The organism is Acidovorax sp. Leaf191 (assembly GCF_001424425.1).
Classification (GTDB): domain Bacteria; phylum Pseudomonadota; class Gammaproteobacteria; order Burkholderiales; family Burkholderiaceae_C; genus Acidovorax.
The window spans coordinates 51216-68897 of record NZ_LMPT01000006.1; the positions used below are offsets into that span (position 1 = coordinate 51216).

Consider the following 17682-nt stretch of genomic DNA (forward strand, 5'->3'; position numbering starts at 1 on the left):
TGTCGAAGCGAAGTTTATTTGCGCCAATCGATCCAATAAACCCCATAAAATGCGCATATTTGTTGCACCAATAGAGCAAATATGGACCGCCTGACCGCCATGCGGGTGTTTGTGGAAGTGGCCACCAGCGGCAGCTTCAGCGCCACGGCCGAGCGGCTGGAGATGTCGCGCGCCATGGTCACGCGCTATGTGGGCGAGATGGAGCAATGGCTGCAGGCGCGGCTGCTGCAGCGCACCACCCGCAGCGTGACGCTGACGGATGCCGGCGAGCACTGCCTGCGCCGCTGCCAGCAGATGCTGGCGCTGTCGCAAGACCTGGAGGAAGAAACCGCCAGCACCACCGAGGGCGAGCTGCGCGGCCAACTGCGGCTGACCTGCAGCGTGTCGTTCGCGTTCGCGCAGATGGGCGCGGCGATTGCGGACTTTCTGGCGCAACACCCGCAGCTCAAGATCGACCTGGACGCGAGCGAGGGGTCGCTCAACCTGGTGGAGCGCCGCATCGACCTGGCCATCCGCATCAGCGCCGAGCCCGACCCGCTGCTCATCGGCCGACCGCTGGCGCGGTGTGACTCGGTGCTGGTGGCATCACCCGCCTACCTGGCCACGCACGGCACGCCCCAGGGGCCGGCCGATCTGGCGCAGCACCGCTGCCTGAGCTATGCCAACTTTGGCAAGAGCGTGTGGACGCTGACCCGGGACGCAGAGACCGAGCGCGTGGGCGTGTCGGGCCACTTTAGCGCCAACGAGGCCACCACACTGATGCGCGCGGCGCTGGCCGGGGGCGGCATTGCGATGCAGCCGACGTACCTGGCCAACCCGTTGCTGCGCAGTGGCGAGCTGCAGGCCGTGCTGCCCGCGTGGGATTTGCCGGTGATGACGATCTACGCGCTGTACACGTCACGCCGGCATTTGTCGCCGGCGGTGCGGGCGCTGCTGGATTTTTTGGTGCAGCGGTTTGAAGGGGTGCCTTGGTAGTTGGCGCGGGTAGGCGTGGCAGATGAGTGAAACGCTATATTTTTGATAGCTGGTAGCGCTTTCTGATCCAGCGGTAGAGGCTGTTTTTTGCTTGATGTTGGAAAGGCGATCAACAGCACCCCGGCGCCCTGGCCCCTCGCCCCTTGCGGGAGAGGGGTTGGGGAGAGGGGGCCACCGCCAAGAAGCACAACGGCACCAAAACCTCAGCCCCACCCCAAATACCCAGTCACCTCAAGGCAACACCGCCGCCGCCTTGGCCCGCGCAATCTGCAGGTCTGCGTCGCGCTGCAGCAGCAGGCGCTGCGCCACCAGTGCGTTGGCGGCCTCGGTCACGGCCGCCACGTAGCCGTCTTGCGTGCCGTACAGCTCTTCCAGCGACGGCCGCGCATCGCCCGCCGCCAGCCGCGCGGCGCGCGTCTTGTGGAAGGGGATGAAGCTGCCGGTGAGGTTGGCCAGGTCGGTGATGCCGGGCGTGGCGACGTAGTTGAACTCGATGCTGGTGCCCAGAGGCGCGCGCGCTTCCACGCTGCGGATGCCGGCGCGGGTGAGGCCGGTGGACGCATCGACCTGCGGCACCATGATCGCGTAGTCGCGGCCCAGGTTGCGCGGGGGCAGGATGGTGGCGATGCCCGATTCGTCCTGCGGGATGTACTGCGGGCCAAAGTCGAACAGCGGGAAGTTGTTGTACAGGCCCCGGTAGCTGAACTCAGGAATGGCCGTCTGCACGCCGCCCACCGCCCAGGTCAGCCCCTTCATGGCCGGAAAGGCCAGCGCCTCGGGCCGCACCAGCGTGCCGTTGTCGATGCGTGGCACCTGGCTGGCGGGCGGCAGCGTGCCGCGCACCACCCAGTCTTCCAGGTTCAGGAACAGCGCGCGGAAGGTGTCGTTGAAGTGCACCACCGTGCCCGTGGGGTAGGTAGCGCGCGTGGGCGCATACGCGATGCTGGCCGTGCCCCCTGCCCCGCCGTGCTGGGTGCTGGCGTAGTAATAAATGCGCGCGTTGTCGGGCTGGGCCAGGTCCTTGGTGCCGCGGGCATCGGTCAGCACGGGCGAGCCCTGCAGTTGCCAGAACTCGGTGCCCGACAGGCCCAGAAAGAACTTGGGGCAGGTGCTGGTGGCGGCGCAGCGTTTCATCACGCCGCCCTGGCGGCCGCTGATGTCGTCGTTGTAGTCCTTGTCCAGCCCGCGCGGCGCCGTCTGGCCGAAGGCCGTGTGGTCGGTGCGCAGGCCCCCGCCGCCGCCGGGCACGGCAAAGCGGGTGTTGATGTGGGTCTGGCGCGCGGCCACGTGGGCGAAGATGCCGTCGAACACCTTGCCGCCGTCGAGCGCCTGGTTGAAGCCCAGGTGCAAGAACGTCTTCATCGCGTTGCCCGACTGCGAGGTGCCCTGCCCCAGCGTGTACTGGATGCGGCCCGCCAGCGGGTTGGGCGTGCCCGACGAGTCGGCCGCCTTGCTGCGAAAGAAGCTCACCGTGTCGCGCAGCGCGGCCAGGCCCACGCCCATGACCTTAGGGTCCTTGGCGACGTAGACCAGCTCGTACAGGTAGGCCGGGTCGAACCCGCCTTTGAGGCACACGCTGGTGGGGCTGGCGGTGCCGGGGAAGGCATTGGTGCCCGCATCGCAGGTGGCGAACTTCCAGTCGGCTGCGGGCACCGGCACGCGTGCATCCGTCTCGTTGGCGCGGCGGGTGAGCGAGTAGCCGGGCTGGGTGTTGTCCAGGCTGGCGGGCTCGTACGGGATCATGGTGCCGTTGAAGACGCCGCCGGGCAGCGTCATGGACGGGCTGGCCACGGTGGGCACCAGCTCGGCACGGTAAGGGCCGGTGATGCTGCTGCCGTCCTTGTTCTTCGCCACGGGCACGGTCACCGTGAGGCGCGCCGGGGTGGTCTTGGGCACGTCGCCCTGCCAGGCGGAGTACAGCATCACGTAGCCGCGCTCCAGGTACACCGCATCGCTGGGCGTGGCCGTGGGGTTCAGCATCGTGAGGATGTTGCCGCGGTTGGGTGCGTCGTAGCGCAAGACACCGCTGGCCTTGGCCATGTTCTTGGGCTTGAGCATGACGAAGTCGGCCTGGTACTCGACCATGCCGTTGGCGTTGGTGGGCGCAAGCGCCAGGTCCTGGATGGTGGTGTTCTTGGGGTCCTTGGGGTCGACCTCGCCGCTGATGGTGCCTGTGAGGCGCTCGTATTCACCCACGTCGCCATAGCTGCCGGGGAAGGCCTCGGTGGCAGTGATCTGGAGCTTGAGGGCCGGGCCTTTGGGGGCGTCGTCCCCATTGCTGCTGCCGCTGCCGCCACAAGCGGCCAAGGATGCCGCGGCGGCGGCCGTGAGGGCGAGTTTTCCGAATGCACGAAGGGGTTGCATGTTGTCTCCTGGGATGGATGGTGGGTGGTGGCCGCTCTAGCGGCTCTGAGAGAAAAACGGCAGCGTCTGGTGCGCTGCGCGCGGCAAGGCTCCGCCCGCGCCTGCCGGGGACGGTAGGCGGACTGGCGGAACGGAAAACGGGGTGGAAAAAGCGCGGCCCGGCGCGGGGGCTGCGGCTTGTGGGCTGGCTTGGGTGGCCTGCTGGCTTACTCGGCCTCGATCCCGGCGGCCTTGATCACCTTGCCCCACTTCTGGGTTTCAGCGGCCTGGAACTTGGCCAGTTCATCGGGCGTGGTCGTCCATGCCTCGGAGCCCGCGTTGTCGTAGAAGCTCTTGGCCGCAGCGCTCTTGGTGGCAGCCGTGAGCAGCTCGTTCAGGCGCGCCACCACCGGTGCGGGGGTCCCGGCCGGCACGTAGGCCGCAAACCAGTAGCCCATGTCGTAGCCCTTCACGCCGGCTTCGTCCAGCGTGGGCACGTCGGGCAGCTGGGCGCTGCGCTTTGGGGTGGAGTAGCCCAGGGCACGCAGCTTGCCCGCCTTGACCTGGGGCACGCCGGTGGAGGTGTCGGTGATCATCAGGTCGATCTGCCCGCCCAGCAGGTCGGTGATGGCCAGCGGGTTGCTCTTGTAGGGCACGTGCAGGATATCCACGCTGGCCAGTTGCTTGAGCATCTCGCCGGCCATGCGGCTCGACGAGCTGCCGCTGCCAAAACTGAGCTTGCCGGGGTTCTTCTTGGCAAAGGCCAGCAGCTCACCCACGTTCTTGTACGGCGCAGTGGCGTTGACCACCAGCACCTGCCCGCCCTTGCCCAGGCCGGTCACCGGCACAAAGTCTTTCACCGGGTCGTACGAGAGCTTCTTGTACAGATGCTCGTTGGCCGCATGCGTGGTGTTGGTGGTGATGAGCACGCTGTAGCCGTCGGCTGCGGACTTGGCCACGGCCGACGCCGCGATCATGCCGCTGGCACCGGCCTTGTTGTCGATGACCACCGCCTGCTTGGTGTCGTTGGTGATGGACTGCCCCAGCGCGCGCGCCAGTTGGTCGGTGGCGCTGCCGGCCGCGAACGGCACGACGAAGGTGATGGGCTTGGCGGGGTAGGCCTGCGCATGGGCAGCCCCGCCCTGCAGCGCGCCCAGCGCCAGCACGGCGGCGGCCATCGCGTGGCGTCGGCCCTGGTTCAACAGCGAAGTGGATCGGTTCATGGTTGTCTCCTTGTGTTTAGGTATGGAAAAGCGGAAAGGGAATCGGGAACCCGTCAAACAAGCGACGGCTACGGCGGCGGCCCGCCCAGGTGCGGTGCCAGCGCGGCAGGCACGGTGACGGGCATGTCCAGCAGCAGGTAGCTCAGCGCCTTGCCGTGGCTGTCGAGGTTGAGCGAATCGTTCACGCCGCCGTCCAGCACATCGTCCAGCACGATGTTCATGGCCTGCAGCTGCGGCAGCAGGTAGCGCGTGACTTGGCGTGGCTGGCGCAGCGCGAACTGGCGGGCCACGGCGGCTTCGGTGACCTGCTCGACCAGCACATCCCACAGCGCGGGGTGCCACGCGATGACGCTGATGTTGGAGCGGTTGCCTTTGTCGCCGGTGCGGCTGTGGGCCAGGCGATAAAGCGGAACAGTGATGGTTGCCGTGGTGGTTGCCGTGGTGGAGGGCTGGGTTGCGGCCGGGGTTGCAGAAGTCATGGTGTGTGGTCCCTCAATCAACCATCTCGAAGCGCACGGCCACGGCATCGCGCGGCACCAGGCACGACACCGTGCCCAGGCGTGGGCGCATGGCGGTGCGCACGCCGCCGCCGCCCGCAGGCCCGCAGGTGTAGAGCGCGGTCACCTCGCGCACCAGGCGCTGGGCGCTGGCGTGGTCGCGGTGCTGCAGGGCCACGCGCAGGCGCACATCACGCACGTCGTTGCGGGCGTCGCCGCTGTTGCTGTTGCTATCGCTGGCGGGCGCATCCAGCCACCGGCTGGTGTCGTCGCCGAAGATGCTGGTCACGCCGATCAGGTCGATGCGCAGCGGGCCCAGGCCGGCCAGCCGCTCGCGCAGCACCTCGCCCGCCAGGCGCGCGCGGGCTTGGGCGCGCGGGCCTGCGTAGGAGATTTCGCCCTCGGCGAACCAGCCGGATTCAAAGCACACGTTGACCTTGAGCGTGGCGGGCTGCGCGTGGCCCTGCACGCCGGTGAGGCGCACGGCGTCGGTGCCCACGGCCTGCACGCGGGCCTCTCTGATGTCGGCCACCACGTCGGGCGTGAGGTAGGCCGCCGGGTCGTGCAGCTCGTACAGCAGCTGCTCCTTGACGGTGCGCTCGTCGATGCGCCCGCCGGTGCCGGGTGGCTTGGTGATGGTGCAGTGGCCGTCGGCGTCGATTTCGGCGATGGGGTAGCCCAGTTGCGCCAGGCCCGGCACGTCCTTGTAGCCGGGGTCGGCAAAGTAGCCGCCCGTGACCTGCGCGCCGCATTCGAGCAGGTGCCCGGCCATGGTGGCGCGGGCCAGGCGGTCCCAGTCGTCCAGCGCCCAGCCGTAGTGCGCGAGCGCCGGGCCCAGCACGAGCGACGGGTCGGCCACGCGGCCGCAGACCACGATGTCGGCCCCGGCGCGCAGCGCATCGGCAATGGCCTGTGCGCCGATGTAGGCGTTGGCGCTCACGATGGGCTCGGTGGGCATGGCGCTGCCCAGGGCGTCCTGCAGCAGCGCGCGGTGGGCCGGGCCGCTCAGGTCGTCGCCCTGCAGCACGGCGATGCGCGGGCGGGCCAGGCCCAGCTCGGCCGCCAGCGCTTGAATGCGGCGTGCGGCGCCGTGCGGGTTGGCCGCGCCGAAGTTGCTGACGATGCGCACGCCGTGCGCCAGGCACAGCCCGAGCACGGGGCGCAGCAGGTCGGCCAGCAGCGGCTCGTAGCCCGCATCGGGGTCGGTGCGGCGGGCCAGTTGCGCCAGGGCCAGCGTGCGCTCGGCCAGGGTCTCGAAGATGAGCACCGACGGCTGGCCGCTGGCGATGAGCGCCTGCACCACGGGCAAGGCCGCGTCCGTGCGGTCGCCCGAAAAGCCGGCGGCGCAGCCGACCCGCAGATGGGTGTTGTTCGCCATGAATGTGTGTCTCCTGGGCCCCACTGTAGAAACACTGCGGTATTCTGTGAAATCGATATTTATGATGAATCCATCTGCATTGCAGATAAATAGCTTTTGGGGCTTTTCTGCCCTCGCCTTCACCCATGAGCACCGCCCACCTCTCCAGCCGCCAGATCGACGCTTTCATCGCGCTGGCCGAGCAGCGCAGCTTCACCCGCGCGGCAGCCCTGTGCCACCTGTCGCAGCCTGCGTTCAGCGCGCTCATCCGCGCGCTGGAGGACGACCTGGGCCTGCGGCTGTTCGACCGCAGCACGCGGCATGTGGACTTGACGCCCGAGGGGCACAACTTTCTGGAATCGGCCCGCCGCATCCGCGCAGAGATCACCAACGCGCTGTCGGCCGTGCGCGATGCCGCCACGCTGCAGCGCGGGCGGGTGGCCCTGGCGCTGCTGCCGTCGCTGGCCGCGGGCTGGCTGCCCGCCGTGCTGGCGCAGTACCGCGCAGCGCACCCCGGCATCGAGATCGACATCGCCGACGTGCTGTCCGAGCCCTGCATCGAGCGCGTGGCCAGCGGCCATGCCGACTTTGCGCTGGCCGCCATCCGCGCCGACACCCCTGCGCTGCAGGCCGAGCCTTTTTGCAGCGACGGCTTTTACCTGGTGTGCCCTGCAGACCACCCACTAGCCCGCCGGCGCAAGGCCGTCACCGCGCAGGACCTGGCGGCCTGGCCCTTCATCCACCTGGCGCGCACCAGCAGCGTGCGCCAGTACCTGGAGGCCGCTCTGCACCCGCAGGCCATGCACACGCTGATGGAGGTGGAGCAACTGGCCACCGTGATGGGCATGGTGCGCGCGGGCCTGGGCATCAGCGTGGTGCCGGCGCTCACGCTGTTCCACTTCGAGCAGCCGGGCCTCGTCACACGCCCCCTGGCGCTGGCAGGCCTCACGCGGCAGATCTACCTGGTGCGGCGGCGCGATGAGAGCCTGTCGGTGGCGGCGCAGGCGCTGTACGCCCTGGTGATGGCGCATGCGCCCGTACCGGCGCAGCAGGCGCACCAACAGCAGCAACAGCACCGATAGCACCGATAGCGCAGGTGTATCCAGAAGTTGCTGTCTCCGATGGGGCTATAGGCAACTGGCCTACAAACCGGGGAGCCGGTGTCTTTATCATTGCGCGGAATCAACGGTGCCAGACCACCGCCCAGCGCACAAACCCATCACAGGAACTGGCACGCATGGCCAACGGCACATCCCACGTCAAGAATTTCATTTTGTCAGCCGGCGGCGAGATGGCCGGGCTCATTGCCGACTTTGACTGGAGCACCACCGACCTGGGCCCCATAGAGCAGTGGCCGCCCTACCTGACCGGCGCGCTGGTCAACATGCTGCGCTGCCCCATGCCCATTGCCACGCTGTGGGGCGAGCCGGGCGTGCTGATCTACAACGACCCGTACGCCGGCTTTGCGGGCGGGCGCCACCCCGGCCTGCTGGGCATGAACATCCGCGAGGCCTGGCCCGAGGCCGCCGACCTGAACGACCGCGTGCTCAAGGTCTGCCTGGCCGGCGGCACGCTGCATTACGACGACCAGGAACTGAGCCTGAACCGCGACGGCGTGTACCGCCCGCTGTGGGTGGACCTGAACTACTCCCCCCTGGTGGACGACCAGGGCACGCCGGTGGGCGCCCAGGCGCTGGTGGTGGAGACCACCGACAAGGTGCTGGCCGACCGGCGCCTGCTGATGGAGCGCGAGCGCTTTGCCACGCTGTTCGAGCAGTCGCCCAGCTTCATGGTGCTGCTGCAGGGCCCCACCCACCGCATCGAGCTGGCCAACCCCAAGTACCTGGAGATGGTGGGCGATCGCAGCCTGCTGGGCCGCACGGTGGCCGACGCACTGCCCGAAGCGGCCGAACAGGGCTATGTGGCCATGCTCGACGGCGTGTACTCCAGCGGCAAGGCGGCCACGGCCTACGGCGCCCGCTTCGACATCCGGCAGCATGCGGGCGAAGCGGTGAGCGAGCGGTACATGGACTTCGTGTACCAGCCGATCCGCGACACCTCGGGCACCGTGACCGGCATCTTCGTGGAAGGCCTGGACGTGACCGAGCGCGTGGCGGCCGAGGCCAAGCGCGACGCGCTGATCGAGTTCACCAGCCAGTTGCGCGGCTTGGACGACGTGGACGACATCAGCCTGGCCGCCGCCCGCATCCTGGGCCACACGCTCAAGGTCAGCCGCGCGGGCTACGGCCGCGTGGACCACGAATCCGACACCCTGCATGTGCAGTGCGACTGGACGGCCCCCGGAGTGCAGACGCTGCAGGGCAGCCTCTGCCTGCGGGACTTCGGCACCTTTGTCGACGAGCTCAAGCGGGACGAGTTCGTGCGCGTGACCGATGCGCGGCTGGACACCCGCACCGCCATGGCCGCCGACGCCCTGGATGCGCTCAGCGGCCGCGCCTTCATGAACATTCCGGTGGTGGAGCACGGGCGCCTGGTGGCGGTGCTCTTCGTCAACCAGGACGACGTGCGCCAGTGGACCCATGAGGAGTGCGAGTTCATGCGCGAGATCGCGGCCCGCACCCGCACCGCCGCCGAGCGCGCGCGCTCCGAGGCCGAGCTGCGCACCAACGAAGCCCAGCTGCGCGAGATGAACGAGTCGCTGGAGCGCAAGGTGACCGAGCGCACGAACGAGCTGATGGAGGTGGAAGCCAAGTTCCGCCAGTCGCAGAAGATGGAGGCCATCGGCCAGCTCACCGGCGGCATCGCGCACGACTTCAACAACCTGCTGGCGGGCATGAGCGCCAGCCTGCAGGTGCTGGAAAAGCGCCTGAACGCCCGGAACTTCGACAACACCGAGCGCTACATCGGCATGGCGCAGGGCGCGGTGCGCCGCGCGGCGGCGCTCACCCAGCGGCTGCTGGCGTTTTCACGCCGCCAGACGCTGGACCCGCGCCCCACCGACGTGAACCGCCTGGTGGGCGGCATCGAGGAAATGGTGCGCCGCACGGTGGGCCCGTCGGTCGAGGTGGAGGTGGTGGGCGCGGGCGGCCTGTGGCTCACGCAGGTGGACCCGTCGCAGCTGGAGAACGCGGTGCTCAACCTGTGCATCAACGCGCGCGACGCCATGGCACCCAACGGCGGCCGCCTGACCATCGAGACGGCCAACAAGTGGCTGGACGACCGCGCCGCGGCCGAGCGCGAGCTGCCGCCCGGCCAGTACATATCGCTGTGCGTGACCGACACCGGCGTGGGCATGACGCCCGAGGTGATCGCCCGCGCGTTCGACCCGTTCTTCACCACCAAGCCCATGGGCCAGGGCACGGGGCTGGGCTTGTCGATGGTGTACGGCTTCGTGCGGCAGTCGGGCGGGCAGGTGCGCATCTACTCGGTGCCCGGCGAAGGCACCACCATGTGCCTGTACCTGCCGCGCTACATGGGCGAGGCCGACCAGGAGAACCCGCACGTGCAGCCCACCTTCGACCACCGCGCCGATGGCGAGGTGGTGCTGGTGATCGAGGACGAGGCCACCATCCGCGGCCTGATCGCCGAAGAGCTGGAAGACCTGGGCTACAACGTGATCTCGGTCGGCGACGGCCCCGCGGGCCTGCACGTGCTGCAGTCCGAACGCCGCATCGACCTGCTGCTGACCGACGTGGGCCTGCCCGGCGGCCTCAACGGCCGCCAGGTGGCCGACGCCGGGCGCGTGACGCGCCCGGACCTGAAGGTGCTGTTCATCACCGGCTACGCCGAGAACGCGGCGGTGGGCAACGGGCTGCTGGCGTTCGGCATGGAGGTGATCACCAAGCCGTTCGACGTGGCGGCGCTGGCGGCAAAGGTGCAGGAGATGATCGAGCGGTAGCGGTATCGGTAGCGGTATCGGTGGTGGCGGCGCGCAGGGTGCGATGGCGCTGCAGCGCCATCGCACCCGCGCCGGGCCACCATCAGCGACGGGGCGTCTTGAATGATGACTGGAACAATTCAAAAGATCCGGCGCTTCTTTGCACGGAAAGAGGGTGAATTCCAGATGGGATTCGTCGGCACCTTGCCCCTGTGCAAGGTCCGGCTGCTGCAGCCCGAAGACATTGCGCAGTGCGAGCAGATCTACCAGCTCAACGAACCGCTGCACTTCCCGGCCGGGTTCTATCCGATGTTCGCGCAATGGCTGCGTGACGGAAAAGTGCTGATCGTGGTGATCGAGCAGGACAACGCGGTGGTGGCCGTGGGTGGCATGACGGCCGACCCCGTTGAAGGCCAGCAGTTTGTCACCCTCTCGTTCGGCATGGTGCACCCCGCGCACCAGCAAAAAGGATTGGGCACCTTGCTGCTGCTGTCGCGCATGGCCCTGCTGCGGCAGAACGCCACGCCGGCGCAGGTGCACATCACGACCGTGGGGGGCTCGGAAACCTTCTATGGCCGGTTCGGGTTCGCGTACCAGGACGCCCGGCAAGCCACGCCCGACTACCTGCAAAAGAGCTATGCCGTGAAACTATCGACGGCGGACATCGACAAATGCGCGTTCGTCCTGGGGCACTACACCTGGATCCACCCCGACTTCTACACCACCAGGCTGCCGGGGTACCACAGCACCGGGTATTCATCGGCCTGATCTCCATCCGTCAAAGTCAAAGGTGAGGCCGTCGTTCACGAACACCGGCGCAAAGGGCCCCACGCCGGTGTCTGACCACGGCACGCCCAGCAGCCCCGCCAGCAACCGCGCGGCGGCGATCTTGTCCCGCGCGGGGACCAGAAGGTGATCGAGCTCGATGGGCATGGGAGACCTCCGCAGGGGTGCGCAGCACACAGGCTGCTGTGGGCCGCATTGTCTGCCCGGTGAGCGGCGGTCGCCACCTGCGGCGCATCAGCTCTTCTTCTTTTGCAGCTTTTTGAGGGTGGCCTCGAAGGCCTCCGCCACATCAGGCCGGGTTTCAGCGGACACGTCAAAGCGGCTGGCCAGCACGGCCGCATCGGCCTTGGCGCCCAACTGGCCAATGGCCTTGAAGACTTTTTTCATGAAAGCCGCGTCACCACCCAGGATGTGCTTTTCAAACCGCAGCAGGTCGATGATGGGGTCCACCAATTGCGGTGAATTCACCTTGCCCACGACGTCGAGCAAGCGCTTGTAGTGGTGCAGGTGGGCCTCGGAGAAGTCCCCGCGCTGGTTGAAGAACGCCAGGAACAGGTCGGCAAACACTGGCAGGGGTGCCTCTACCAGGATGCGTGCGATGGTGGCATGCTCGTGCTTCAATTTGCCCGCGTAGAACGGCTCGTAGTCCGGGTAAAACGCCAGCTCGGCGTGAAAGCTCTGGGTCAGCGGGGTCACCAGGCGCTCGCCAAAGCTGCTCAGTACGGTCACCAACAGTTGGGACTCGTCCCAATAGTGCGGACGCAGGCCGTGGGTCACCATCGCATCGAACGCGCCAGGGGCCGGGTGTGCCAGCGCGCCGCGCACCATGTCCTCGTCGAAGTGCCCGTGCACGAGATTGGAGAATGCGTCACCCAACAAGGCCACATCGGTGACGGCGTAGAGCCGCGGCCAGTCCTTGGCCTCCATCAGCTGCGCGATGCGCGAGGCTTCGATGCTTGCCGCGTCGCGCACATACGGCTCCTCCGGCAACTCCAGCCCAAGGGCCGTTCGCTCGGCGCTCAGCTCATTGCTGACATGCATGCGCTGGTAGCGCCGGCCCGCCAGCGGCGCCAGCGTGGCCAGCGGGTTGTCATCGATCCACAGGGACTCCAAGGCCGTGCAACTTGCCAAGGGTGACAGGTCAGTGATCCGGTTGCCGTCTGCATGCAGGCACCTGAGGGCGGGATAGCTGGCGACGAAGGACAGGTCGGTGATGCGGTTGCTCGACAGGTACAGGTTCTCCAGCCTGGGCAGGTCGAGCCCTGCCGGAAAGCGGGCGAGCTTGTTGTTCCACAAGAACAGCGTCTCAACGTTCAGGCCATTGAGCGCGTCAAAGTCGCTGAAGTCGCAATGCGCAATGGTCAGCGAGTTGAGATGAGGCAGCGCCTTGAGTGCCTGCAGATTGGTGAACTGCATGCGCTCCAGGCTCAACCGCCGAAGTCCCTGGATGTGCGCCAGGCGCGACAAGTCCACCGGCTGCGCGGTGCGGTTGCTGCGCAGGTCCATGTCCAGGACGTCATCGCAGCCCGCGATCTGGTCCAGATCGGCGTCGCTGAATTTCTCGAGATGCAGTTTGTCGGCATGGTTCAGCACGCGGACAGGGCTGTAGAGACGGTCGGTCCATTTGGGCTTGGTGGTCATGGGGTCGGGTGGTGACGGTGGGAAGGAGCCGGAGGGCGAACGGGCGCGCTGGTGCTCAAGCCGAGGTGTTGAGGTAGCGGGCGCACAGCTGCCCGATGGCGTCGCACAGCACGTCGGTGGCGGGCGGCGCGCCGGGCGCCATGGGCAGATCGATGGCTTCGCGGAGCACCCAGTCGTCGCCCTCCACCTGCGAGAAGCGCACGCGCATGATCGACCAATCGAACACGTGGACGCCCATTTCCACCGCGCCGCTGCGGCTGAGGTACGACTTGGTGCGAGACAGCCGCAGGCTGCGAGAGTAGTCGTCGTACTCCAGGTACAACGTGCCTGGCGGCACGCGCGGGTCCGCGCCCGATCCCAGCCGTGCGATCACGTCCTTGAGACAGGTGCGCAGCCACTCGGGGTACTGGCTGGGCTGCCAGTCGGTGGGTCCGTCGATGAGTGCAGGGGCACGGTCCCAGGTGGCGCGCTGGGCGACACCATCTGGCGCGGCCTTGGGCTTGGCGGGCTTTCTGGCTGGCGCCGAGGTGGTCAACGCTGCCACGCGGGGCTCGTGGTCGGTGCCTCTGAACAAGCGCACATCGGCCGCCAAGAGCTTGCCCTGGCCTGCGAGCGCCTCGGCCAGCACGGCGGCCACATCGAGGTTGCCGGCGCTGACGGCCAGGCGCAGCGGCGTGCGGCCGCGCGCGTTGGCGGCGGCCGGGTCCAGGCCCCAATCGAGCAGTTGGCGCGTGCTGGCGACAGGGTCGCCCATCCGATGCCAGGTGGTCGAGAACCCCGCGCGGCTGCGGGCCAGGCCGTCCACGTCGCCTGCGGCGTACATCAGCGCATTGGACCCATCGGGGTTGGTGGCCTGCACATCGGCGCCTCGGTCCTTCAACCACCGCAGCAGCGGCACGCTGCCGATGTACGCCGCCATCAGGAACGGCCGGTACATCGCACGGTGCTCCAGCGCCTCCATGTCGGCGCCTGCCTGCAGCAGCATGTCGACCGCTTGGAAAACCGCATCGGCGTGGCCTGGAGACGCATCCTCGCGGAACGCCATGTCGAAAACCTCACCCCGCATCTCGCGCAGGCCCAAGGCAATACACAGCGCGGGGTCCTTGGTCTGGCGCGGGTCGCCGCCTGCGGCCAACACGAGGCCCAGTCTCTCCAGGGCACGCTCCTGGAAATAGGTGGCGAACTGCCGGCAGCAAACAGCCAGCGGCGTGGAATTGCGGTTCTTGCGCTTGTTGGGATCCGCCCCACGCTCCAGCATCAAGCGCAGCAGGGCGAGCTGGGCGTCCACGCGCCGGGCGGCACAGGCGGTGTCCGGGCCATCGGAGTACACCCAGTGGGCCTCGCAGACCCATTGCACGGCGGCATAGTGGGACACGCTGATGCGGTCCGGGTGCACGCCCGCACGGACCAGGCGATCGAGTTCGGCAACGATGGCATCGAAGCCGATGTCATAGTCCAGGGTGACAGAGGAGGAGGAAGTGGCCATGGAGGGCTATGAAGGGCTATGAATAGGTCAGAGTGAAAGATGCGGGCGGCCTCAGGCCTTGGACATCACCGCCAGCTCCTGGTGCAGCAGCAACTCCAGCTCGGCGGATTCGAACTGGTCTTGCAGCAGCGGGATGGCGAAGCGGTACTCGGCGTCGTGCTTGCGCAGCACATAGGCCAGCTGCAGGCGGGCCAGCGACTGGCGCAGGGCCTGGGCGTCGGCCAGGACGCCGTGGCCTTGCAGCAGCTGGGCCAGGGTGACCAGGCTGCTGTGCCCGGCCTGGGCGGTGTGGTAGACCACCACGCGGTCCAGGCGGCAGGCGGCCTCGTCGTGGCTCAGGCGCCCCCAGCCGGCCAGGGCGTCCTGCACCGGCTGCGAGGCCAGGGCCTGCGCGAGGTGGTGCGCCTCGATGGCGCGCTCGCTGGGTTGCAGCGCCTCCAGGCATTCCTGGCACAGGATGGCGACCAGGTTGGCACGCTGGCCGCTGGCGTCCACCAGCTTTTCCACGAGCGTGTCGCTCGCAAAACCCAGGCGCAGGCGGCGCAAGGGCTCGGTGGCGAGGTCGCGGCAGGCGGCGCGCTCCAGGCCGCCGATGGCCAGCACCTCGCCGAAGTTGCGCAGCGGGCTTTGGTAGTCGAGCACGGCGGTGGCGTACAGGTCCCAGAAGCCCGCGAGCATGAACCAGCAGCGCCCTTCTTCGCTCAGCGCCCGCAGGGTGGACAGCTGCGGGTAGCCGTTGTGCGACTCGTCGCGAAAGAACAGGTCAGCCTCGTCGATCAGCAGGTAAAGACGCTTGCCCTGGTACTGCGCCTGCAGGTGGTCCACGATGGCCTCGAGCGGGGTGTCGGCCGGCAGGCCGAACTGCAGCGCCATGCGCGGCGCCAGGCGGTGGTCGCGCAGCGACACGTAGTGGCACACGGTGTGCGGGTGGCCCTGCAGGCGGCGCTGCACGGCCTTGAGCAGGCTGCTCTTGCCCAGCTGGCGGCCGCCCACCACGAGGTAGTTGGCGGGCTCGCGGTTGATCACGCGGGCCAGCAGCTGGGCCCGGCCGAAGAACGAGCCTTCGCGCGTGATGCCGCCCCGCGTCTGGTATGGCGAGATGCGCGTGATGCGCAGCTGGGCCGCCAGCAGGCGCAGCAGCACCTGCAGGGCCTCGCCGCCCACCAGCCATTCGGTCTGGCTGGCGCTGTCCACCATCACGTGCAGGTTGGCGTGGTCGGCCGCGTGCGCCTGCAGCAGGGGCATGGGGAAGTCAGCGCTGTGCGCGCTGAGCACCAGCAGCACGTCGCTGCCCGTCTGCGCGGCGCGCAACTGGCGCAGCACGGTGGCCTCGTCCACGCCGGGCGTGGGCACGAACACCAGGCAGCGGTCCAGCGACACCGGCAGGTCCGGCGGAAACTGCCACTCGAACACCGGCCCCGGCAGCGCCCAGTCGCTGCTGGGCTGGCTGCGGGCGGACACGCGCTCGGCCAGCGCACGGACCAGGCCCTCCGCGCGTGCGTTCGCCGCGTCGGGCGAGCCCGGCTGCGCGCACTGCACCGCACGGCGCCAGTCCACCATGCGGATGTCGGCCGCGAGCAGCGTGGACTCGCGCCGGCCCGTCCAGCCCAGCAGGCGGTCGAGCCGGGGCAGCCGCGCCAGCGGCGTGCGGCGCAATCGCGCGGGCTGCAGCTGCGCGGGGCCGAGCAGTGGGTGCCGCGCCACCCAGACCACGGCGCCGACCAGGAAGATGCCGACGCACCAGTAGATGAGCTGGCGCAGCGCCGCGAACGGGTCGCGCTCGGATGCCGGCACGGGCGTGAAGTCGTCCCCCTGCCCTTCCAGGCAGTTGATGGGCAGGTAGCCGCTCGGGATGGGCGGGCGCCCGGGGCGGCAGCTCCAGGTGGTGGTGCCGGGCTTGAGTTGCACGACCACCTGGGTGCCTGCGAGCTTGCCCAGCTCGGGGTTGGCGGCGATGTCGGCCTGCAGCACGTAGGGCTGGGGCGAGGTAACGCGCAGCTGCGGGTTGCCGATGGGGGGCGCGTATTTCTGGATGTCCTGCGGCCACGCATCCAGCTCGTTGTGGGCCTGCACCATGGCCACGCGCCACTGCACCAGTTCGCCCCAGACGATGCCTGCGTTCTCGGCGCCCAGCACCGAGCCGCGCGTGACCGGGTTGAGCTTGGGCGTGAGCAGCGCGCTGCCCACGAAGAGGGTGATGGCCGCGACGACCACCGCGCGCACCAGCGCCTTGGACAGCAGCGGGCTCATGCGGCGCCGGACGCGGATTCCACGACCATCAGGCCCGCCTCGCGGATGGCCGGGCTGCGCCAGTGCAGCCGCGCGGCATCGCCCGTGCCCCGCACATGGATGAGGTTGCCCCAGAACAGGCGGCGCAGTTCGTCGTCCTGCAGGTACGGGCGCGCGCGGCCCAGTTCGTCGGCCTGCAGCAGCTGGGCCAGGCGCTGGCGCGTGGCAGGGGCCTGTGCCAGCGGCAGCAGGGTCTGCCACAGGCGCGGGCTGCCGGCCAGGTGGCTGCGCAAGGCGGCAGAGCGGGCCTGCGCCTCATCAACGCCGTGGTCCACCAGCCATTGCAGGCCTTCTTCGAACAGCGCGGGGTGGCCGCCGCTCACGTCCTGCAAGGCCGCCAGCACGGACTGAGGCCAGGCCTGGTCGGGCCAGCGGTGGCGGGCCAGCAGCGTGAGGTCTTCGAGCGACGGGTCGGGCCAATGGTGGACCTGCGCGATGTTGAGCAGCGACAGGTCGCCGCTGCGGTATTTGAGGTCGGCCAGTGCCTCGCCGCCGCACAGCAGCAGGTGCAGGCGGCCGCTGTGCATCTCGCTCAGGCTGCGCAGGATGCCCGCCAGGGTCTCGCGCAGTGCGGGCGTGCCCTGCTCGAACCGGCTGACCAGGCAGAACAGGCGCTCGCCCGCAACCAGCCGGCGCTCCAGGGCGGATTCGAATTCATAGTCGGTGGCCACATCGCCCAGGCCGCACTGGCGGCCGATGGCGGCAAAGTATTCGGCCGGCACGGTGCTCACGCTGTAGGGCGGCTGGATGTGCAGCACCGCACCGTCTCCGTACTGCGCCTTGGCGCGCTGCAGCAGCTCTTGCCGGAACGGCGGCTGGCCCCAGTGTGCGGGCGACAGCAGCAGTGCGATGGCATAGGGCACGGCCTGCGCCAGTTGCGCGAACAGCCGGTCTTGAAAGGCGGCAAACGGCTGCGCTGCGCCGGCCGGCCCGGCCTGCAGCGGAAACTCGGGCTGCAAGCCCGCCGCGCTGAGCAGGCGGTTGGCCTCGGCCTCGGTCAGGCGCAGGTAGCGGGTGCAGGCCACCACCTTGTCGCGCGAGCGCGGGTTGGGTGCGGACAGGCCGTTGCGCCAGTTGTTGACCGCCTCGCGGCTCAGGCCGATCTCGGTGGCGACGCCGGAGGCGCTGGCGCGGATGCGCCGCATGTAGAGCGACAAAAGCTCAGCGAAGGAATCTTGGGCCATGGACGGAAAAGGCGTGGGCGCACATGGGCGCGGGGCAAAGGGTCATGGATAAGTAGATGAAGG

At 68.7% G+C, this 17682-nt stretch carries 13 protein-coding genes; 4 read left to right on the plus strand and 9 right to left on the minus strand.

Annotated features, from left to right (window positions below):
• The first annotated feature begins 81 nt into the window (after nt 1–81).
• Nucleotides 82–975, plus strand: a complete 894-nt coding sequence (locus ASG27_RS06970; protein WP_056414582.1) for a LysR family transcriptional regulator — start codon at nt 82–84, stop codon at nt 973–975.
• A 231-nt stretch (nt 976–1206) separates the two neighbouring features.
• On the opposite strand, the gene ASG27_RS06975 is transcribed toward ASG27_RS06970, so the two are convergent.
• The 4 genes from ASG27_RS06975 to ASG27_RS06990 form a co-directional block, all read right to left on the minus strand.
• Nucleotides 1207–3339, minus strand: a complete 2133-nt coding sequence (locus ASG27_RS06975; RefSeq protein ID WP_056414585.1) for an alpha/beta hydrolase domain-containing protein — start codon at nt 3337–3339, stop codon at nt 1207–1209.
• 206 nt (nt 3340–3545) lie between these two features.
• Nucleotides 3546–4541: a Bug family tripartite tricarboxylate transporter substrate binding protein gene (locus tag ASG27_RS06980; protein ID WP_056414588.1), complete on the minus strand. Its 996-nt coding sequence runs from the start codon at nt 4539–4541 to the stop codon at nt 3546–3548.
• 68 nt (nt 4542–4609) lie between these two features.
• Nucleotides 4610–5020, minus strand: coding sequence for an AtuA-related protein (locus ASG27_RS06985; protein ID WP_056172096.1), 411 nt, complete (start codon nt 5018–5020; stop codon nt 4610–4612).
• Between the two features lie 13 nt (nt 5021–5033).
• On the minus strand, nt 5034–6416 hold the full coding sequence (locus tag ASG27_RS06990) for an acyclic terpene utilization AtuA family protein (protein WP_056414591.1): 1383 nt from the start codon (nt 6414–6416) through the stop codon (nt 5034–5036).
• 125 nt (nt 6417–6541) lie between these two features.
• On the opposite strand from ASG27_RS06990, the gene ASG27_RS06995 reads away from it, so the two are divergent.
• The 3 genes from ASG27_RS06995 (at nt 6542) to ASG27_RS07005 (ending at nt 11001) form a co-directional block, all read left to right on the plus strand.
• Nucleotides 6542–7477, plus strand: coding sequence for a LysR family transcriptional regulator (locus tag ASG27_RS06995; protein ID WP_056414595.1), 936 nt, complete (start codon nt 6542–6544; stop codon nt 7475–7477).
• Between the two features lie 155 nt (nt 7478–7632).
• Nucleotides 7633–10254 (plus strand): ATP-binding protein, encoded by a 2622-nt coding sequence (locus ASG27_RS07000; protein ID WP_056172103.1) that lies wholly within the window; start codon nt 7633–7635, stop codon nt 10252–10254.
• A 102-nt stretch (nt 10255–10356) separates the two neighbouring features.
• Nucleotides 10357–11001 carry a GNAT family N-acetyltransferase gene (locus tag ASG27_RS07005; protein WP_082485873.1) on the plus strand — a complete coding sequence of 215 codons (645 nt, stop codon included), beginning with the start codon at nt 10357–10359 and terminating at the stop codon, nt 10999–11001.
• On the opposite strand, the gene ASG27_RS07010 is transcribed toward ASG27_RS07005, so the two are convergent.
• The 5 genes from ASG27_RS07010 to ASG27_RS07030 form a co-directional block, all read right to left on the minus strand.
• Nucleotides 10990–11166, minus strand: a complete 177-nt coding sequence (locus tag ASG27_RS07010) for a hypothetical protein (RefSeq protein WP_235503971.1) — start codon at nt 11164–11166, stop codon at nt 10990–10992. The genes ASG27_RS07005 and ASG27_RS07010 overlap by 12 nt on opposite strands.
• An 87-nt stretch (nt 11167–11253) precedes the next feature.
• Nucleotides 11254–12660 carry a leucine-rich repeat domain-containing protein gene (locus ASG27_RS07015; RefSeq protein WP_056414600.1) on the minus strand — a complete coding sequence of 469 codons (1407 nt, stop codon included), beginning with the start codon at nt 12658–12660 and terminating at the stop codon, nt 11254–11256.
• Between the two features lie 55 nt (nt 12661–12715).
• Entirely contained in the window at nt 12716–14146 is a 1431-nt protein-coding gene (locus ASG27_RS07020) for an ankyrin repeat domain-containing protein (RefSeq protein WP_056414603.1), read from the minus strand.
• A 51-nt stretch (nt 14147–14197) separates the two neighbouring features.
• Complete coding sequence (locus ASG27_RS27780; protein WP_056414606.1) at nt 14198–16396, minus strand: ATP-binding protein; 2199 nt, start codon at nt 16394–16396, stop codon at nt 14198–14200.
• Nucleotides 16393–17619 carry a hypothetical protein gene (locus ASG27_RS07030; protein ID WP_056172115.1) on the minus strand — a complete coding sequence of 409 codons (1227 nt, stop codon included), beginning with the start codon at nt 17617–17619 and terminating at the stop codon, nt 16393–16395. The genes ASG27_RS27780 and ASG27_RS07030 overlap by 4 nt, the downstream gene beginning before the upstream one ends.
• Between the last annotated feature and the right edge of the window lie 63 nt (nt 17620–17682).